Below are 16612 nucleotides of genomic sequence, written 5' to 3'. Positions count from 1 at the left end.
TCACCCCTTGGCCACGAAGGGCTCGTCCAGGACGGCGAGCAGGCGCGGGTGGAACAGTGCGCCGGGCAGGCGCGGGTGCGGGGCCAGGACACCGGCCCGGGTCAGGCGCTCCAGGGCGGGGCCCGGGTCGCGGGTGGTACGGCCCCTCAGCCAGGCGGCCGAGACGGCGGGCGTCGCGCGGAAGTGGGCCAGCACCTCCCGGGCCGCCGGATCGCCCTTGGCCCGGTCCATCGCGGCGTCGAGCACCCGCCGGTACGCCTTGATCGTGGCGATCCGGTGGTGCGCCGTCTCGGTGACCATCCGCGCGAAGGACGCCCCCCAGGCCATCAGGTCGCCGTCGACCGCGGCGGCGAAGGCGTCGTCGTCCGCCTGGCGGTTGCCGTGCACCCAGCCCTCCAGGTCCAGCAGCAGACCGGGCATCAGCCCGGCGGCCACCAGGTCGCACTGCGCCAGCAGCCGCACCATCCGCCCGTTGCCGTCAGGGAACGGATGGATCGTCAGCAGCCGGATCGTGGAGAGCGCCGCCGCGTCCAGCGCCGGGGAGGTGGTGGCCAGGCCCCACTCGTACCAGCGCCGCACCTGCTCGTCCAGCTCGGCACCGGGGGCGGTGGCGAACGCGACGAGCCCGCCGTCGGCCCGGGTGACGGTGACGTTCCCCCGGCGGAACCCGCCCCGGCCCGGGATGTTGGGGTCGGCGGCGGCGATCAGCCGGTGCAGCTCGGCGAGCGTGTCGGGGGTGAAGCACGGCCGCCGGCCCGGGTGTTCGCGCAGTTCTTCCCGAACCGAGTGCACCGCCAGCAGGCCGGCCTTGTTCCGTTCCTCGGCGGCCGTCGAGACCGCCTCGGCCAACTCCTGCTCGTCCGTGATCCTCAGGTGCTGCCGGTGCAGGGCGGTCCGGAACCGAGGACGGAAGAAGAGGTCGGGATTGTCGAGGCGGGCTGCGGCCTTGGTCAGCTCCGCGAGCACGGCCAGCGCCCGCAGGCGGTCCCCGGCGGGGACCGCCTCGGCGTCGAGCGGCGGGTCGACGGGGAACACCCGTCGACCCGCCGTCGTAGAGGCGGAGAAGCTCACTGGCAGGTGCCCGTACGGACGTTGCCGGTGGGCTCCTTGACGGTCGCGTACTCCGGGCCGTTCGGGGTGAGGATCTTGTAGTAGTTGTTCTGGTACTCCACGTAGAGCGCCCAACTCGTCCCGGGCTGGATGGTGACCTCGATCGCGCGGTTCACGGTGCTCGACTCGCCGAAGTTAACCCCGAGACTCGCCGACAGGATCGAGTAGGCCGTGCCCGAGATGTTCCCGGTGACCTGGTAAGTGACGGTGTACGACGAACTGACGCTCTGCTTCACGGCGTTGGAGTTGTCGTTCTTGAGGCAGTTCTGCCGCACCTCCTCCTTGGTGCCCTCCGCGATCTTCGTCGACGGGTCGCCGCTCGGCACGCCGGCGCCGCCGCCGCCCGTGTTGCCCCAGTTCGGGTCCCAGTACGGCAGGGGGGCGGGCCCGGAGGGCGCGTCGTACAGGGCGGAGACGTACACCCGGTCCATGTACTCGTAGCCCAGGTCGTTGTAGCTGAAGTCCCAGTCGTCGTAGCAGAAGTTGGTGTACCCGTCGCAGTGCGCCGAGGCGATGCTCGGGAAGACGACGGCGGGCACCGCAGTGAGCACGGACGTGCCCAGTGCGACGGTGGCGAGCATGGTCCTCAGCTTCACGGTTTCTCCTCGGTGGCGATCGGGCACCTCTGGTTACGCCCCGCCGACGGGAGGGTGACTCCCGGGCCCTGGGGACGGCCGCAACACTGGCACGGCGGAGAGCTCATTAGCTAGGATGAATTTCAGCCAACCTTGCATAAGCTCAGATGAATGAACGTTGGCCCGTGGCTCACCCCTGCCCCTAAAGTCCGGACCCGTGAACCGATCTGACTACGCGTCCGCCCTCCGCCACCACGCCGAGCGGATGGCCATCGCCACCGCGAACGCGGACCTCACCACCCGGGTGCCCAGCTGCCCCGACTGGACCCTCGGCGACCTGCTGTTCCACACCGGCACCGTGCACCGCTTCTGGACCGCGATCGCCGACGGCACCCTCACCGACCCCGAGGCCTGGACCGGCGCGGCGGACGCCCCCGAGGACGACGCCGAGCTGCCCGGCTGGCTGGCCGCGGGCGCCGAGGCCTGCGCCGCCGCCGTCGAGGTGCTCGACCCCGAGGAGCCGCGCTGGTCCTGGTCCACCCGCCGGGACGCCGGGTTCATCCAGCGCCGGTTGGCGCACGAGACGGCGGTGCACACCTGGGACGCGCTCAACGCCCTCGGCCGTGACGAGGCGATCGAGCGCGAGCTCGCGGCCGACGGCGTCGAGGAGTTCCTCTCGATCTGCCGCCACCCGGCCCCGCCGGCCGGTTTCCCCGCCGACGGCCTCCACCTGCACGCCACCGACGGCCCCGGCGAGTGGACCCTGCGGGTGGCGGGGGACGGCACCTGGCAGCTCCTCACCGAACACGCCAAGGGCGCCGTCGCCGTCCGGGGCACCGCCTCCGAACTGCTCCTCTTCCTCTGGCAGCGCCGCACCCCGGCCGACCTGGAGGTGTTCGGCACCCCGGAGGACCTGGCCGCCGCCCTCACCGCCTTCCGCCGCAACTGACCCCCGCCGGGCGCGCACACGAAGGCCGGCCCCCTCCGGCGAGGTCAGGCGCTCATCCAGGAGGGCCGAAAGCCGCCGGCAGGGCAGGCGCGGGGTGGCCGCACGCCGCCGGCGGGGGCTCGCGCAGCAGGAACCGCACCCGCCGGAGGCATCCGACCGGCCCCACCCCCGACCCCACCCCTCGGCCCCGGCCACCGCCGGAGGCGTCCCGGCCACCCCGGCCGCCGACTGGAAGAAGTCTGGGCGGGGTTGGTTGTCAAAAAGGAGCTGTCACGGGATATCTTGATGTCGAGACGTTGTAGCCGTGAAGCGGAGTACCGATGACTGACTCGACCATCATCTACACCCACACCGACGAGGCGCCCGCCCTGGCGACGTACTCGTTCCTCCCGATCGTCCAGGCGTACGCCTCGACCGCGGGCGTGCGGGTGGAGACGCGTGACATCTCCCTGGCCGGCCGCATCATCGCCGCCTTCCCGGAGCGTCTCGAAGAGGGCCAGCGCATCGGCGACGCCCTCGCGGAGCTCGGCGAGCTCGCCAAGACCCCGCAGGCCAACATCATCAAGCTCCCGAACGTCTCCGCCTCGATCCCGCAGCTCAAGGCCGCCATCGCCGAGCTGCAGGCCCAGGGCTACGCGCTCCCCGCGTACCCGGACGAGCCGCAGACCGACGAGGAGCGCGACGTCCGCGCCCGCTACGACAAGATCAAGGGCTCCGCGGTCAACCCGGTCCTGCGCGAGGGCAACTCCGACCGCCGCGCCCCCGCCTCGGTGAAGAACTACGCCAAGGCCCACCCGCACCGCATGGGCGCCTGGACCCCGGAGTCCAAGACCAACGTCGCCACCATGGGCGTCAACGACTTCCGCTCCACCGAGAAGTCGGCCGTGATCGCCGAGGCCGGCCAGCTCAAGATCGAGCTGGTCGCCGCCGACGGCACCACCACCGTGCTGCGCGAGTCCGTCCCGGTCCAGGCCGGCGAGGTCGTCGACGCCTCGGTCATGCGCGTCGCCGCGCTGCGCGAGTTCCTCGCGGCCCAGGTCGCCGAGGCCAAGGCCCAGGGCGTGCTGTTCTCGGTGCACCTGAAGGCCACCATGATGAAGGTCTCCGACCCGATCATCTTCGGCCACGTGGTCCGCGCCTTCTTCCCGCAGACCTTCGCCAAGTACGGCGAGGCGCTGGTCGCGGCCGGCCTGAACCCGAACAACGGCCTGGGCGGCATCCTCGACGGCCTGGACAACGTGCCGCACCTGGGCGCCGAGATCAAGGCCTCCTTCGAGGCCGAGCTCGCCGAGGGCCCGGCCCTGGCGATGGTCGACTCGGACAAGGGCATCACCAACCTGCACGTGCCGTCCGACGTCATCGTCGACGCCTCGATGCCGGCCATGATCCGCACCTCCGGCCACATGTGGGGCCCGGACGGCCAGGAGGCCGACACCCTCGCCGTCCTCCCGGACAGCTCCTACGCCGGCGTCTACCAGGTCGTCATCGACGACTGCCGCGCCCACGGCGCCTTCGACCCGGCCACCATGGGCTCGGTCCCGAACGTCGGCCTGATGGCCCAGGCCGCCGAGGAGTACGGCAGCCACGACAAGACCTTCGAGATCGCCACCGCGGGCACCGTCCGCCTGGTCGACACCGAGGGCAACGTGGTGCTGGAGCAGGCCGTCGAGGCCGGCGACATCTTCCGCTCCTGCCAGACCAAGGACGCCCCGATCCAGGACTGGGTCAAGCTGGCCGTCAACCGCGCCCGCGCCACCGGCAGCCCGGCCGTCTTCTGGCTGGACGAGACCCGCGCCCACGACGCGGTGCTGATCGGCAAGGTCAACGAGTACCTGCCGCAGCACGACACCGAGGGCCTGACCATCGAGATCCTCTCCCCGGTCAAGGCCACCGCCTACTCGCTGGAGCGCATCCGCCGCGGCGAGGACACCATCTCGGTCACCGGCAACGTGCTGCGCGACTACCTGACCGACCTGTTCCCGATCCTGGAGCTGGGCACCAGCGCCAAGATGCTCTCGGTCGTCCCGCTGATGAACGGCGGCGGCCTGTTCGAGACCGGCGCCGGCGGCTCCGCCCCGAAGCACGTCCAGCAGCTGGTCAAGGAGAACTACCTGCGCTGGGACAGCCTGGGCGAGTTCTTCGCGCTGGCCGCCAGCTTCGAGCACCTGGCCCAGACCGCCGGCAACACCCGCGCCCAGGTCCTCGCGGACACCCTGGACCGCGCCACCGGCACCTTCCTCAACGAGGACAAGTCGCCGAGCCGCCGCCTCGGTGGCATCGACAACCGCGGCAGCCACTTCTACCTCGGCCTGTACTGGGCCCAGGAGCTGGCGCAGCAGACCGCCGACGCCGAGCTCGCCGCCGCCTTCACCGGCCTCGCCAAGACCCTGGCGGAGCAGGAGGAGACCATCGTCGCCGAGCTGATCGCGGTGCAGGGCTCGCCGGTCGAGATCGGTGGCTACTACCAGCCGTCGCCCGAGCTGGCCGCGGCCGTGATGCGCCCGTCCGCCACCTTCAACGAGGCGCTGGCCCAGCTGGGCTGACGCACCGTCAGAGCGTGAACGAGGGGCCCCGCGGCGCAGCCGTGGGGCCCCTCCCCCTTTGTCCAGGACCACGAGAACGGACCAGCGATGCCGCACCCCGACCCGCTCGCCAACCCGGCCCACTCCGCGCTCTTCGGGCCGCACGCCGCACTCGCCGAGCGCCGCGGCCGGGCCGCCCGCTACCCGGCCGACGTCTCCCCCTTCCACGCCCTCCCCGACGACCCGACCGAGGCGGACTGGGCCGATCTGGCCGCCCTCACCGGGCCGGGCGGCTTCGCCCTGCTGGCCGGGACCGGGATCGCCCCGCCGGCCGGCTGGCAGGTGACCTTCTCGCTCGACGGCGTCCAGCTGGTCGGCGACCGGCTGGCGCACGCCCACGACCCGGAGGCGGTGGAGCTCGGCCCCGAGGACGTCCCGGAGATGCTGGCCCTGGTGGCGGCCACCCGCCCCGGCCCGTTCGAGGCCCGCACCATCGCGCTCGGCCGCTACCTGGGCCTCCGTCAGGACGGCGTCCTGGTCGCGATGGCGGGCGAGCGGATGCACCCGGTCGGCCACACCGAGATCAGCGCCGTCTGCACCGCCCCCTCGCACCGCGGCCGGGGCCTGGCCGCCCGCCTGGTCCGCGCGGTGGCGGCCGGCATCCGCGACCGCGACGAGGTCCCGTTCCTGCACGCCGCCGGCGACAACGTCGACGCGATCCGCCTCTACAAGGCCCTCGGCTTCACGCAGAGCCGCAGCATCACCTTCCTGGGCGCCGTGGCCCCGGGCGGCGAGGCCCCTGACGCCTGATCAGCACTCGTGCTCGGGGACCCGGCACAGGTGCACCTCGCGGTCCCCGGGCGACGGCGCGGCCGAGGCCCGCAGGGCCTCCCGTTCGGCGACCGACCGGGCCGGATCGAAGGAGACCGCGGCCGTCCAGTACCGGACCTCCCCGGCCAGCAGGACGGTGAGGAGTCCGATCGCCAGGGCGGCGACCACCCCGCCCACCAGGAGGGGCACCACCCGGGTCACCGGACCGACCTGCCACCCGGCGAGCAGCAGGAGCAGCCCGGTGGGCAGGGCCAGCACGGCCGGCCAGCCACCGAGCAGCCCGAGGGCGGTGGCAGGGCCGCCGAGCAGCAGGGCGGTGGTGCGGAAGCGGGTGGGGCGGCGGCAGAGCTGGGGCAGGGTGCTGACGGCCAGCAGGAGCAGGGCCAGCGGCCGGGAGGCCGTCTGGAGGAAGGCCAGCTCGAGGTCGAAGAGAGCGGCGAAGGCCGCGAGCGAGCGCGGCGCCCAGCCGACCGGTGCGGATGACACGACGCCCCCTGGGTCGGTCGACGGACTGGACGGGCGGCGACCTGAGGGAAGGTCAGCCGTTGAACACGGGGACGAGCCAGAACCAGCAGACCAGGGCGGCGAGCACGCCGCCGAGCACGGCGGGAACCCGGCGGTCCTTCTCGCTCGCCTGACGGCCCGCCAGCAGGAGGAAGATTCCGGCCGGCAGCATGAGCAGCCCTCCCGAGAAGGTGAATCCCATGCTCAGGAACGCGACCAGGATGCCGACGATCACCGAGAGGACGCGGAACAGCCACCGGTCACGGCAGATCTGGGGCAGCAGGGTGAACAGGCCCAACAGGGCCGCCAACTCGTCGAGGTCGATGTCGTCCCTGAAGAGCCCCTCCACGAAGGCCGGAAGGCAGGTCGCAAAGGCCAGGGCCGCGAGCACGCGCGGCGACCGGCGGACCGGGTCAGATGTCATGGTTCCCCCCACGAGCCCTCTTGAACGCGTTCAAAGTCTAGCAGCCCTGTAAGTGGCCCAAGGGATCGGGTGATCGAATGGACCAGATGACTGGGCCGGTTCCCCCGTAGGCTGATCATCGAAGCAAGCGAGAACCGCACGAGGGGGAGCCCACATGTCCGAGAAGCACGACGTCGTCCTGGTCCGCGCCGCAGCCGCCGAGGTGCTGACCGACGCGCCCGGCAGCCTGATCACCCTGTTCGCCGACTCGGCCGCCACCGGGGGCAAGGTGACCAGCAACCGGGCCACCTTCGAGAAGGGCGCGACCGGCGCCCCGCCGCACTTCCACACCCGGGCCACCGAGTTCTTCTTCGGCCTGGAGGGCGAGCTCGACGTCCTGGTCGACGACCGCGTCGAGACCCTCCGCCAGGGCGACTTCCTGGCCGTCCCGGCCGGCACCAAGCACGCCTTCGCCCCGGCCGCCGGCTCCACCGCCGACGTCCTGGTGTTCTTCACCCCGGGCATGGACCGCTTCGACTACTACCGCCTGCTGGACCGGGTCAACAAGGGCGAGGCCAGCTGGCAGGAGATCCGCGAGTCGGGCGAGCACTACGACAACCACTACGTCGAGAGCGAGGCCTGGCAGGCCCGCAGCGGCCGCTGAACGCGGGAACCCCCTGGACCGGACGGGTCCAGGGGGTTCCGCACGTCCGACCTCGGGTCAGGAACGGACCTCGGCGACGGCCGGGGCCAGCGCCTCCTTCAGCCGGGGGCCGACCCGGGAGAAGCCCAGCTCCTTGACGGCGGCGCGGAGCAGCTCGTCGTCCGTGCGCTCGGCGCCGTCGCTCTCCAACCACCGCACCAGGGCGACCAGTTCGGCCGGCTCGTAGGCGGTCACCGCCCGGCCCTCGGTGATCGCGGGCTTCTTCGGACGGCGCGCCTTCTTCGCCGGCTCGACAGCCACGGCCTCGGCCTCGACGACCGGCTCAGCCTCGGCCACGGCCACGACGGGCTCCGGCTCGGCAACGGGCGCGGACTCCTCGGCCACGACGACCTCGGGCTCGACCTCGGCCACCGGCTCCTCGACGAGCGGCTCCGGCTCGACCACAGGCTCCGCCTCGGCGACGACCGGCTCCACGACGGGCTCGGCCTCCGGCTCGGGCTCGACCTCGACCACCGGCTCCTCGACGAGCGGCTCGACCTCGGCCGCCAGCTCCTCGACCTGCTCCGGCTCAACCTCGACGACGACCGGCTCGGGCTCGACCTCCGTCAGCACCTCGGCCACGGGCGCGAGTTCGGCCTCCGGCTCAGCCTCGACCACGGCTTCCGGCTCGGGCTCAGCCGCTGCCTCAGCCTCGACCTCCGTCTCGACCGTGGCCTCGGCCTCGATCACGGCCTCCGTCTCGGTCTCGGTCTCGGTCTCAGCCTCGGTCTCGGTCTCAGCCTCGGCCGCGGCCTCCGGCTCGGCAGCCTCCTCGACGGCCTCCGCCGCCGGCTCCGCCTCGCGGGGCCCGGCCGCGAGGACCTGGATGGCCTCCGCCTCGGTCGCGGTGCCGTGCAGCCGGTCGTAGGCCGCGAGCGCCGCGTCCCGGTCGGCCTGACGGTCCGCCAGCTCGCCCAGCAGGTCGAGCAGCTCCGGCTCCGCCGCGAGCAGCGAGGCGCGCAGGGCGCGGAGCGCGGGCAGCCGGTACAGGGTGCCCTCGTCGGCGGCCAACCGGTCGACCAGGTCGGCGAGTTCGCCCAGCGGGAGGGCGTCCAGCGCGTAGTCGGGGAGCAGGGCGCCGAGCGCGCGGGCGGCCTGGCCGATCTCCTCGACGGTCTGGGCGAGGGTGGTCAGCCGGGCCGGGTCGGCGACCGGGGCCGGACGGCCGACCGCTCCGGCGGAGGCCCACTCGCCCTGGGTGGCGGCGGCGGCCCGGACCGCGTCGAGCAGGTCGGCGCGGCGGGTGCGGCCGTCCACGGCGAGGTGCTTGGCCTGGGCGCGGAGCTTGCGGCGGCGGCCCCAGCCGAGCTTGACGCCCTGGTCGCGGCGTTCCCGCCACGGGACGAGCGCGGCGGTGAGCGCGTCCAGGTCGGTGTCGTAGACCTCGGGGCGCAGGGTGGCCGAAGTGCCGTGCGCGCGCTGGAGGATGGCGGTGAGCCTGGTCAGCTCGACCAGGTTGGCGGGGGTGACCGCGGAGCCGAGGAGCTCGGCCAGGGTGTCCCGGGTGGCGAGCAGGTCGTGGCTGCGCAGTTCGGCCAGCGCGGTGGAGCCCGCGCGGGCGTCCTCGGGGGTGAGGACGGTCTCGGCGGCGGAGACCCACGGGTTGCTCTCGGCGGCGAGCGAGAGCCCGCCGAGCTCGGCGTAGCGGCCGAGGTCCTCGCGGGCCTCGCCGGAGGGCGCGGCGGTCGCGGAGGGAGGGGTGTCCACCGCCGGGTGGTCGGCGTCGTTCAGGTAGTTCACGGTCATGTGTGAAGTCCGGGTTCGTGGCTGGGCGGACAGGGCGGTGGCGGCGGCGGTCTCCGCCGGCACGGACGAGGGTGCGGGCGTCCGGTGTGGACGCCAGGATACGGGTGGGCGTTCGAGGCCTGCACGCAACCCGGCCCCTAACGGACCGCGCGCCGGGCCGGTGTGCCCGGGCCGCGCGGGAGTCGTGCGGGTTCAGTGCGGATCGCCGCGCACCTGGGGGAAGTCGGCGAGGGCGACCGGCGGGAGGTACTCGCGCACCAGGGTGCGCTCCCACCAGGCCCCGGTGCCGCGCAGGGTGCGCAGGTCGGTGAAGCGGTAACGGTACAGCCGGGCACGGACGTAGGCGGGTGGCTCGCCCGCGAACGGGTCGTGCCGGAGCAGCCGCAGGGTGTCCCGGTCCGCGGCCAGCAGGCGGCGGACGAAGGGGGTGAACCAGGGCCGGGCGTACGCCGGGGAGATCCCGGCGAACCACATCAGCCAGTCCAGCCGCAGGTGGTAGGGCGCGAACTGACGCGGCATCCGCTTCGGGTCCCCCGGCTTGCCGTGGAAGCCGTACTCCCGCCACCGCGTCCCCGGCCCGGGCAGCAGCTCCGTGGTGCCCTCGACCACCACCTCGAAGCGGATCCGGTTGACGGAGCCGAACGCCCCGTAGGCGTTCACCAGGTGGAGGCGGTCGAACGAACGGTTCATCACCTGCCGGTGCGAGAGCAGGTTACGCGCGGGGCGGTGACTGAGCACCAGGACCAGCAGGGTGTACGCGGCGACCAGGCCGAGCCACCAGTGGGGGCCGACCGGGCGGGGGTGCGGGGAGGCCGGGACGGCGGTGCAGGCGATGGCGATGGTGAGCCAGTTGAGCCAGGCGAAGTTGCCGGAGAGCACCAGCCAGAGCTGGGTGACGATGATCAGACCGGCGCACACCCCGGCCACCGGCTGGGGCAGGAACAGGCCGACCGGGACGACGAGTTGCACCAGGTGGTTGGCGGCGGCCTCGACCCGGTGCAGCGGGGCGGGCAGGTGGTGGAAGAACCAGCTGAGCGGGCCGGGCATCGGCTGGGTCTCGTGGTGGTAGCGCAGGCAGGTGAGGTCGCGCCAGCAGCTGTCCCCGCGCAGTTTGATCAGCCCGGCGCCGAACTCGACCCGGAACAGCAGCCAGCGGGCCAGCAGCAGCACCGGGAGCGGGGGCGCGACCTCCTCGTTGCCGAGGAAGGCGGCCAGCACGCCGGCCTCCAGCAGCAGGGACTCCCAGCCGAAGGAGTACCAGGCCTGCCCGACGTTGACGATCGAGAGGTAGAGCAGCCAGAGCACCGCCCACAGGACCGTCGCGGCGGCCAGCGGGAGGTGGTCGGCGGCGCCGGCCAGCACCGCGGCGGCGAGGGCCGCGCCGGTCCAGGCGGCGAGGGCGAACGCGCGGTCGGTGTAGTGGAACTGGAACAGGCTGGGCGCCCGGCGCCAGCCCGTCCGGGCGGTGAAGCGGGGCACCGGGAGCATGCCGTGCTCGCCGATCAGCGCACGGAACTGCCGTGCGGCGGCCAGGAACCCGAGCAGGTAGACGGCGGCGACCAGCCGCTGGAAGGCCAGCCGCCCGAGCCAGTACTCGGGTGCCGCGACCCACTCCACCCCACCCTCCTCCCGCCGGACCGGTCCCATCACTACCACTCCCGCCCGACACCGGCCCCCAGCCCCACCGACGGCGTCAGCCACTCGGCGCACCCGAGGGCTCTCCGGGGCTGCGCAACTGGTTACACCGGGGGCGCGGGGAACTGCGCGCCGGGGAACGGCAGCACGTGCAACCGGCTGACGGCGGTTCAGTTGCCGGTGGGCCGCCTTCCGATTCGCGCAGTTCCCCGCGCCCCCGGTGTAACCAGGTGGCAGCAACTCGTCCGAGGTTGGCAGCAAACGAGCTCGCGCAGGTGGCACGGGGTGTGGTGCCATGTCCGCCGACAGCACCAAATCCAGGAGAGGCTCATGACCGCCGCGCCCCAGCAATCCGCGCACTCCGCCAGAACGTCCCCCACCTCCACGGCCGCCCCCACCACCCCCGCCTCCCCCCTCCGCTCCATCACCCCCGCCGTCTGGGCCGCCCTCGCGGTGGTCTACGTGGTCTGGGGCTCCACCTACCTGGCCATCCGGGTCGTGGTCGAGACCATGCCCCCGTTCCTCTCCGCGACCGCGCGCTTCATCCCCGCCGGCCTGCTGCTGCTCGCCCTGGTGGCGGCGAGGAGCGGCACGGCCGCCCTCCGCGCGACGCCCCGTCAGCTGGCCTCCGCCGCCCTGGTCGGCCTGATGCTGCTGCTCGGCGGCAACGGCATGGTGGTGCTGGCCGAGCGCGACGTGCCCTCCGGCCTGACCGCGCTGATCATCGCCGTGGTGCCGCTCTGGCTGGTGCTGGCCCGTTGGGCCACCGGGCAGCGCCCGTCCTGGACCACCGTCGCCGGGGTGCTGCTCGGCCTGGTCGGCCTGGCGGTGCTCTCCAGTTCCGGGTTGAGCGGTGACGTGGAGCCGCTGGGCGTGGGGCTGATCCTGCTGGCCACGCTCTCCTGGGCCGGCGGCTCGTTCCTCACCAAGCGGCTCACCATGCCCGCCAACGTCTTCGCCACCAGCGCCTACGAGATGATCGCGGGCGGGCTCGGCTGCCTGGCGGTCTCGCTGTTCAAGGGCGAGCCGCAGCGCTTCCAGCCGGCCGAGGTCTCCACCGCCTCCTGGCTCGGCCTGGCCTTCCTGGTGGTGTTCGGCTCGATCGTGGCCTTCACCGCCTACGCCTGGCTGCTCCAGGCCGCTCCGCTGCCGCTGGTCGCCACCTACGCCTACGTCAATCCGGTGGTGGCCGTGCTGCTCGGCTGGCTGATCCTGGCCGAACCGCTCACCCTGCCCGTGGTGCTGGGCGGCGCGATCGTGGTGGCCGCCGTCGTCCTGGTGGTGCGCACCGAACGCTGACGCCGCATCAGGTCCCCGGGGCCCGCCCACCTTCTCAAGGTGAAGGCGGGCCCTTGGCATATACCAACCAATCGGGCGACTGCCTTCGAGTCCATAACGATTGACTCAGCACACCCTTTCGTAGGGTTTAATTATTGACGACAAGTCCGAAGAAAGGCTTGACTCCCTCCGCACTGCCGCGACGCTGCGGCAGGCAGTCAGGGAGGCACCAACCACCATGAACGCACCACTGCGTCGCACTCTCGTCGGCATGCTCGCGCTGTCGACGGCGCTGACGCTGGCCGCCTGCGGCCAGGACAGCAAGGAGGCCGGCTCGACCGGCAACAAGACCATCGGCCTGCTGCTGCCCGAGCGCTCCTCCTCCACCCGGTACGAGGCCTTCGACAAGCCGCTCATCGAGTCGGCCATCGCCGGGCTGTGCACCAAGTGCGTGGTGGACTACGCCAACGCCGACGGCGACGAGATGGTGCAGAAGAAGCAGTTCGACGCGCTGCTGGCCAAGGGCGTCAAGGTGGTGCTGCTCGACCCGGTGAACGCCCAGGGCACCGGCCCGTGGGTGGCCGAGGCCGCCAAGCGCGGCGTCAAGGTGATCGCGTACGACCGGCTGGCCGCCGGCAAGGTCGCCGCCTACGTCTCCTTCGACAACCACCGCACTGGCGAACTCCAGGGCCAGGCCCTGGTGGACGCGCTCGGCCCGAGGGCCGCGCAGGCCACCGTGGTGATGATCAACGGCTCCGAGACCGACCCGAACGCCGCGATGTTCAAGGCCGGCGCGCACAAGGTGCTGGACGGCAAGGTCAAGAAGATCGGCTACGAGCAGTCCGGCGAGTGGAAGCCGGAGGTGGCCGCCCAGAAGACCACCGAGGCGGTCAACTCCCTGGGCAAGGACGGCTTCCAGGCCGTCTACTCCGCCAACGACGGCATGGCCACCGCCATCATCGGCCAGCTCAAGGCCTCCGGTGTGAAGAACGTGCCGGTCGGCGGGCAGGACGCCTCGGTCGAGGCCATCCGCCGTCTGCTGACGGGCGAGCAGACCTACACCATCTACAAGCCGTACAAGCCGGAGGCCGACACCGCCGCCTCCATCGCGGTCTACCTGCTCAACGGCATCGACATCACCGGTGTGGCCAGCTCGGTGACCGAGAGCGGCGGGGAGCAGATCCCCTCGATGCTGCTCACCCCGGTCGTGGTCACCAAGGCCAAGATCGCCGAGACCGTCATCGCGGGCGGCCTGTACAAGCGCGAGGACATCTGCGACCCGGAGCACGCCCAGGCCTGCGCCGCGGCCGGCATCAACTGACGCCGAGCCCGGCGCCGCGCGCCTGACGTCCGGTCAGGGACGGGCCCGCCCTCAGCGGCGGCCCGTCCCGCGGAGCTCCCCGGCCACCAGCACCACCAGGGCCGACACGACCAGCAGCATCGCCGGGACGATCTCCATCGCCCTGGTGTCGGCCTCCAGCACGTCCTGGTACCGGCCGCGCGGGATCTCCACCTCGGCCCGGACCACCGGTGCGGTGTCGAAGGCGTAGTAGTGCCCGTCCCGCGCCCGCGGGTCCTCCAGCGAGGGCTGCCCCGACAGCGACACCGCGAGCATCAGCACGCCGGCCACCAGCAGCGCCCCCAGTCCGGCGAGCACCCCGACCGGCAGGCACCGCAGGGCCGGGCCCAGCAGCCGCCGGTCCGCACCCGCCAGGACCATCCGTCCGAACGCGGCCAGGAAGAGCGCGAACGCCGCCACCGCCGTCACGGCGAGCAGCGGGGTGGACCCGGCCCAGGGCTGGAGCCCGGGCAGCCAGGTCAGCCCGGCGGCCGGCAACAGCACCGCGGCCACCCCGGTGGCCACACCCGCATGCAGCTTGAACGTCCATCCCATGCGGAGCAGCGTGGCACGCCGCCTGCCGCCGCGACAGCGGTTTTCCTCCCCAACTACCCCTTCGTACGCGCCCGTTGGGTGATCGCGATGCAGGCCAGCACGCCCAGCGCGGTGAGCGGGGCGGCCAGCGGGAGCTCCTCGGAGAGCAGCAGCACCGCCCAGAAGAGGGTCAACAGGGGCTGGGCGAGCTGGAGTTGGCTGGCCCGCGGAACGCCGATCTGGGCCATGCCGCGGTACCAGAGCACGAAGCCGCCGAACTGCGAGACGGCCGCGACGTAGGCCAGGCCGGTCACCGAACGGAGCGTCAGCTGGGCCGGCTCGGCCGGCAGGGCGAGCGCGGTCACCACGGCCATCAGCGGGGCGGCCACCACCACCGCCCAGGCGATCACCTGCCAGCCCGCCATCTCCCGGGCCAGCCGGCCGCCCTCGGCGTAGCCGATCGCGCAGACCAGCAGCGCCCCGGCCAGGTAGAGGTCGGCCAGGCTGAACGCACCGCCGCTCTGCTGCAGGGTGAACGCCAGCACCACCGCGGCCCCGCCCAGCGCCGCGCCCCAGAAGGTGCGGGAGAGCCTGGTCCGCGAGCGCAGCGCGGCGACGGTGGCGGTGGCCAGCGGCAGCAGGCCGACCACCACGGCGGTGTGCGCGGTGGAGGAGGTCTGCAGCGCCAGGGTGGTCAGCAGCGGGAAGCCGAGCACACAGCCGAGCGCCACCGCGACCAGCCCGGGCCAGTGCCGGCGCGCGGGCAGCGGGACCCGGCCGGCCTTGAGGCAGACCGCGGCCAGGACGGCGGCCAGCAGGCCGCGCAGGCCGGTGGAGGTCCAGGGGCCGAAGCCGTCCAGGGCCCAGACGGTGGCCGGGAAGCTGAGCGAGAAGCAGACCACGCCCAGGGCCGCCCGGATCGTGCCGTTGACCCGCTCGTCGGTCGTGGCGCCCTGGGTGCCGACCGCTATCGTGCTCGACTGAATAGCGCTATCGTGTGCTCTCATGCACGAGCGTAGCAGTGTCAATGATCTGGCCGCCATCCTCCGCAGGGAGCTGGACCGCTACTCTCCGGGTGAGAAGCTGCCGTCCAGCCGGGCCCTGATCGACCGTCACCAGGTGAGCCCGGTGACGGTCTCCCGGGCGATCGCCGCCCTGGCCGCCGAGGGGCTGGTGGTCAGCCGCCCTGGCGCCGGGGTGTTCAAGGCCGCCACCCGCGCCACCACCGCCACCGAACCCCGGGACGTCTCCTGGCAGGAGGTCGCGCTCTCCGCCGAGCCCTCCCCCGGCCCGGACCGCCGCGCCGACGCCACCGGCGTGCTCACCTCGCTCGCCGTCCAGCCACCCGAGGTGATCGACCTCAACAGCGGCTACCTGCACCCCTCCCTCCAGCCCGAACGGGCCCTGGCCGCCGCCCTGGCCCGGGCCGGCCGCCGCCCCGGCGCCTGGGGCCGCCCGCCGGTGGAGGGCCTGACCGAACTGCGCGAGTGGTTCGCCCGGGAGATCGGCGGGCCCGACGGCACCTTGCACGCCTCCGACGTCCTGATCACCGCCGGCGGCCAGGGCGCGCTCTCCACCGCCCTGCGCTCCCTGGTCGCCCCCGGCGCCCCCGTCCTGATCGAGTCGCCCGGCTACCCCGGCACCCTGGCTGCCGCCCGGGCCGCCGGGCTGCGGACAGTACCGGTGCCGGTGGACCGGGACGGCGTCCGCCCGGAGCTGCTGGCCGAGGCCTTCGCGGCGAGCGGCGCCCGGGCCTTCGTCTGCCAGCCGCTGTTCCACAACCCGACCGGTGCGGTGCTCGCCACCGACCGGCGGGCCGAGGTACTGCGGATCGCCCGCGCCGCCGGGGCCTTCGTGATCGAGGACGACTTCGCCCGGATGCTGCTGCACGCCGACTCACCACTGGCCGACCCGCGACTGGCCGCCGCCCCGCTGGCCGCCGACGACCCGGACGGTGTGGTGGTGCACGTCCGCTCGCTCACCAAGATCACCTCGGCCAGCCTGCGGGTCGGCGCCCTCACCGCGCGCGGCCCCGCCTTCGAACGGCTGCGCGCCGTCCAGGCGGTGGACTCCTTCTTCGTCTCCCGCCCGCTCCAGGAGACCGCCCTCGAACTGGTCGGCTCCCCCGCCTGGGCCCGCCAGCTGCGCACCGTCTCCGCCGCCCTCGCCGAACGCCGGCAGACCGCCGCCACCGCCCTCGCCCAGCACCTCCCCGCCCTGCTCCCCGACCCGCTCCCGCGCGGCGGCTACCACCTCTGGCTCCGCCTCCCCGACGGCACCGACGACCGCGAACTCGCCGCCGCCGCCCGCCGCGAGGGCGTCGCCCTCACCCCCGGCCGCCCCTACTTCCCCGCCGAGGCCCCGGCCCCCCACCTCCGCCTCTCCTACGGCGCCGCCCCCCACCCCACCGCCATCACCGAGGGCATCACCCGCCTCGCCCGCGCCCTGCCGGACGCCTGACGCCGGACACCTGACGCCTGACG

At 73.3% G+C, this 16612-nt stretch carries 15 protein-coding genes; 7 read left to right on the top strand and 8 right to left on the bottom strand.

Going from position 1 to position 16612, the window contains the following annotated elements; translation table 11 throughout:
• Both ACIA8O_RS13600 and ACIA8O_RS13595 read right to left on the bottom strand, forming a co-directional pair.
• Positions 1-1035 carry a Fic family protein gene (locus ACIA8O_RS13600; RefSeq protein ID WP_396293870.1) on the bottom strand — a complete coding sequence of 345 codons (1035 nt, stop codon included), beginning with the start codon at positions 1033-1035 and terminating at the stop codon, positions 1-3.
• A gap of 32 nt (positions 1036-1067) precedes the next feature.
• Positions 1068-1706: a DUF6426 family protein gene (locus ACIA8O_RS13595; protein WP_396293869.1), complete on the bottom strand. Its 639-nt coding sequence runs from the start codon at positions 1704-1706 to the stop codon at positions 1068-1070.
• A gap of 196 nt (positions 1707-1902) precedes the next feature.
• Between ACIA8O_RS13595 and ACIA8O_RS13590 the strand changes: the two genes are divergently transcribed.
• From ACIA8O_RS13590 to ACIA8O_RS13580, 3 genes are all read left to right on the top strand, one after another.
• The gene (locus ACIA8O_RS13590; RefSeq protein WP_396293868.1) at positions 1903-2634 is read left to right on the top strand and encodes a maleylpyruvate isomerase family mycothiol-dependent enzyme; all 732 of its coding nucleotides are present in this window, start codon (positions 1903-1905) and stop codon (positions 2632-2634) included.
• Between the two features lie 320 nt (positions 2635-2954).
• On the top strand, positions 2955-5177 hold the full coding sequence (locus tag ACIA8O_RS13585) for an NADP-dependent isocitrate dehydrogenase (RefSeq protein WP_396293867.1): 2223 nt from the start codon (positions 2955-2957) through the stop codon (positions 5175-5177).
• A gap of 87 nt (positions 5178-5264) precedes the next feature.
• On the top strand, positions 5265-5966 hold the full coding sequence (locus ACIA8O_RS13580) for a GNAT family N-acetyltransferase (protein WP_396293866.1): 702 nt from the start codon (positions 5265-5267) through the stop codon (positions 5964-5966).
• On the opposite strand, the gene ACIA8O_RS13575 is transcribed toward ACIA8O_RS13580, so the two are convergent.
• Both ACIA8O_RS13575 and ACIA8O_RS13570 read right to left on the bottom strand, forming a co-directional pair.
• A complete protein-coding gene (locus tag ACIA8O_RS13575; protein ID WP_396293865.1) occupies positions 5967-6473 on the bottom strand; it encodes a hypothetical protein in 507 nt (168 codons plus the stop codon).
• A 52-nt stretch (positions 6474-6525) separates the two neighbouring features.
• A complete protein-coding gene (locus ACIA8O_RS13570) occupies positions 6526-6915 on the bottom strand; it encodes a hypothetical protein (RefSeq protein ID WP_396293864.1) in 390 nt (129 codons plus the stop codon).
• A 154-nt stretch (positions 6916-7069) separates the two neighbouring features.
• On the opposite strand from ACIA8O_RS13570, the gene ACIA8O_RS13565 reads away from it, so the two are divergent.
• Positions 7070-7558, top strand: a complete 489-nt coding sequence (locus tag ACIA8O_RS13565; RefSeq protein ID WP_396293863.1) for a cupin domain-containing protein — start codon at positions 7070-7072, stop codon at positions 7556-7558.
• A gap of 57 nt (positions 7559-7615) precedes the next feature.
• On the opposite strand, the gene ACIA8O_RS13560 is transcribed toward ACIA8O_RS13565, so the two are convergent.
• Positions 7616-9343, bottom strand: a complete 1728-nt coding sequence (locus ACIA8O_RS13560; protein WP_396293862.1) for a hypothetical protein — start codon at positions 9341-9343, stop codon at positions 7616-7618.
• A 192-nt stretch (positions 9344-9535) separates the two neighbouring features.
• Positions 9536-10960, bottom strand: coding sequence for a lipase maturation factor family protein (locus ACIA8O_RS13555; RefSeq protein ID WP_396293861.1), 1425 nt, complete (start codon positions 10958-10960; stop codon positions 9536-9538).
• 348 nt (positions 10961-11308) lie between these two features.
• On the opposite strand from ACIA8O_RS13555, the gene ACIA8O_RS13550 reads away from it, so the two are divergent.
• Positions 11309-12277 (top strand): EamA family transporter, encoded by a 969-nt coding sequence (locus ACIA8O_RS13550; protein ID WP_396293860.1) that lies wholly within the window; start codon positions 11309-11311, stop codon positions 12275-12277.
• Between the two features lie 217 nt (positions 12278-12494).
• A complete protein-coding gene (locus tag ACIA8O_RS13545) occupies positions 12495-13577 on the top strand; it encodes a sugar ABC transporter substrate-binding protein (protein WP_396293859.1) in 1083 nt (360 codons plus the stop codon).
• Between the two features lie 51 nt (positions 13578-13628).
• Here the strand turns inward: ACIA8O_RS13545 and ACIA8O_RS13540 are convergent, their stop codons facing one another.
• Entirely contained in the window at positions 13629-14150 is a 522-nt protein-coding gene (locus ACIA8O_RS13540; RefSeq protein WP_396293858.1) for a hypothetical protein, read from the bottom strand.
• Positions 14151-14203: 53 nt separating this feature from the next.
• A complete protein-coding gene (locus ACIA8O_RS13535) occupies positions 14204-15136 on the bottom strand; it encodes a DMT family transporter (RefSeq protein WP_396293857.1) in 933 nt (310 codons plus the stop codon).
• Here ACIA8O_RS13535 and ACIA8O_RS13530 point away from each other — a divergent pair.
• Positions 15135-16589 (top strand): PLP-dependent aminotransferase family protein, encoded by a 1455-nt coding sequence (locus tag ACIA8O_RS13530; RefSeq protein ID WP_396293855.1) that lies wholly within the window; start codon positions 15135-15137, stop codon positions 16587-16589. The genes ACIA8O_RS13535 and ACIA8O_RS13530 overlap by 2 nt on opposite strands.
• Positions 16590-16612 lie beyond the last annotated feature (23 nt).

It is taken from the genome of Kitasatospora sp. NPDC051853 (genome assembly GCF_044452665.1).
GTDB lineage: Bacteria > Actinomycetota > Actinomycetes > Streptomycetales > Streptomycetaceae > Kitasatospora.
The sequence above is the reverse complement of the archived record's forward strand: the minus strand, read 5'-3'. Positions and strand labels throughout refer to the sequence as shown.

Coding starts and splice junctions, on each gene's coding strand:
- ACIA8O_RS13565 (WP_396293863.1), top strand. CDS start 7,070: ATGTCCGAGAAGCACGACGTCGTCCTGGTCCGCGCCGCAGCCGCCGAG.
- ACIA8O_RS13540 (WP_396293858.1), bottom strand. CDS start 14,150: ATGGGATGGACGTTCAAGCTGCATGCGGGTGTGGCCACCGGGGTGGCC.
- ACIA8O_RS13585 (WP_396293867.1), top strand. CDS start 2,955: ATGACTGACTCGACCATCATCTACACCCACACCGACGAGGCGCCCGCC.
- ACIA8O_RS13550 (WP_396293860.1), top strand. CDS start 11,309: ATGACCGCCGCGCCCCAGCAATCCGCGCACTCCGCCAGAACGTCCCCC.
- ACIA8O_RS13580 (WP_396293866.1), top strand. CDS start 5,265: ATGCCGCACCCCGACCCGCTCGCCAACCCGGCCCACTCCGCGCTCTTC.
- ACIA8O_RS13545 (WP_396293859.1), top strand. CDS start 12,495: ATGAACGCACCACTGCGTCGCACTCTCGTCGGCATGCTCGCGCTGTCG.
- ACIA8O_RS13530 (WP_396293855.1), top strand. CDS start 15,135: ATGCACGAGCGTAGCAGTGTCAATGATCTGGCCGCCATCCTCCGCAGG.
- ACIA8O_RS13560 (WP_396293862.1), bottom strand. CDS start 9,343: ATGACCGTGAACTACCTGAACGACGCCGACCACCCGGCGGTGGACACC.
- ACIA8O_RS13535 (WP_396293857.1), bottom strand. CDS start 15,136: ATGAGAGCACACGATAGCGCTATTCAGTCGAGCACGATAGCGGTCGGC.
- ACIA8O_RS13570 (WP_396293864.1), bottom strand. CDS start 6,915: ATGACATCTGACCCGGTCCGCCGGTCGCCGCGCGTGCTCGCGGCCCTG.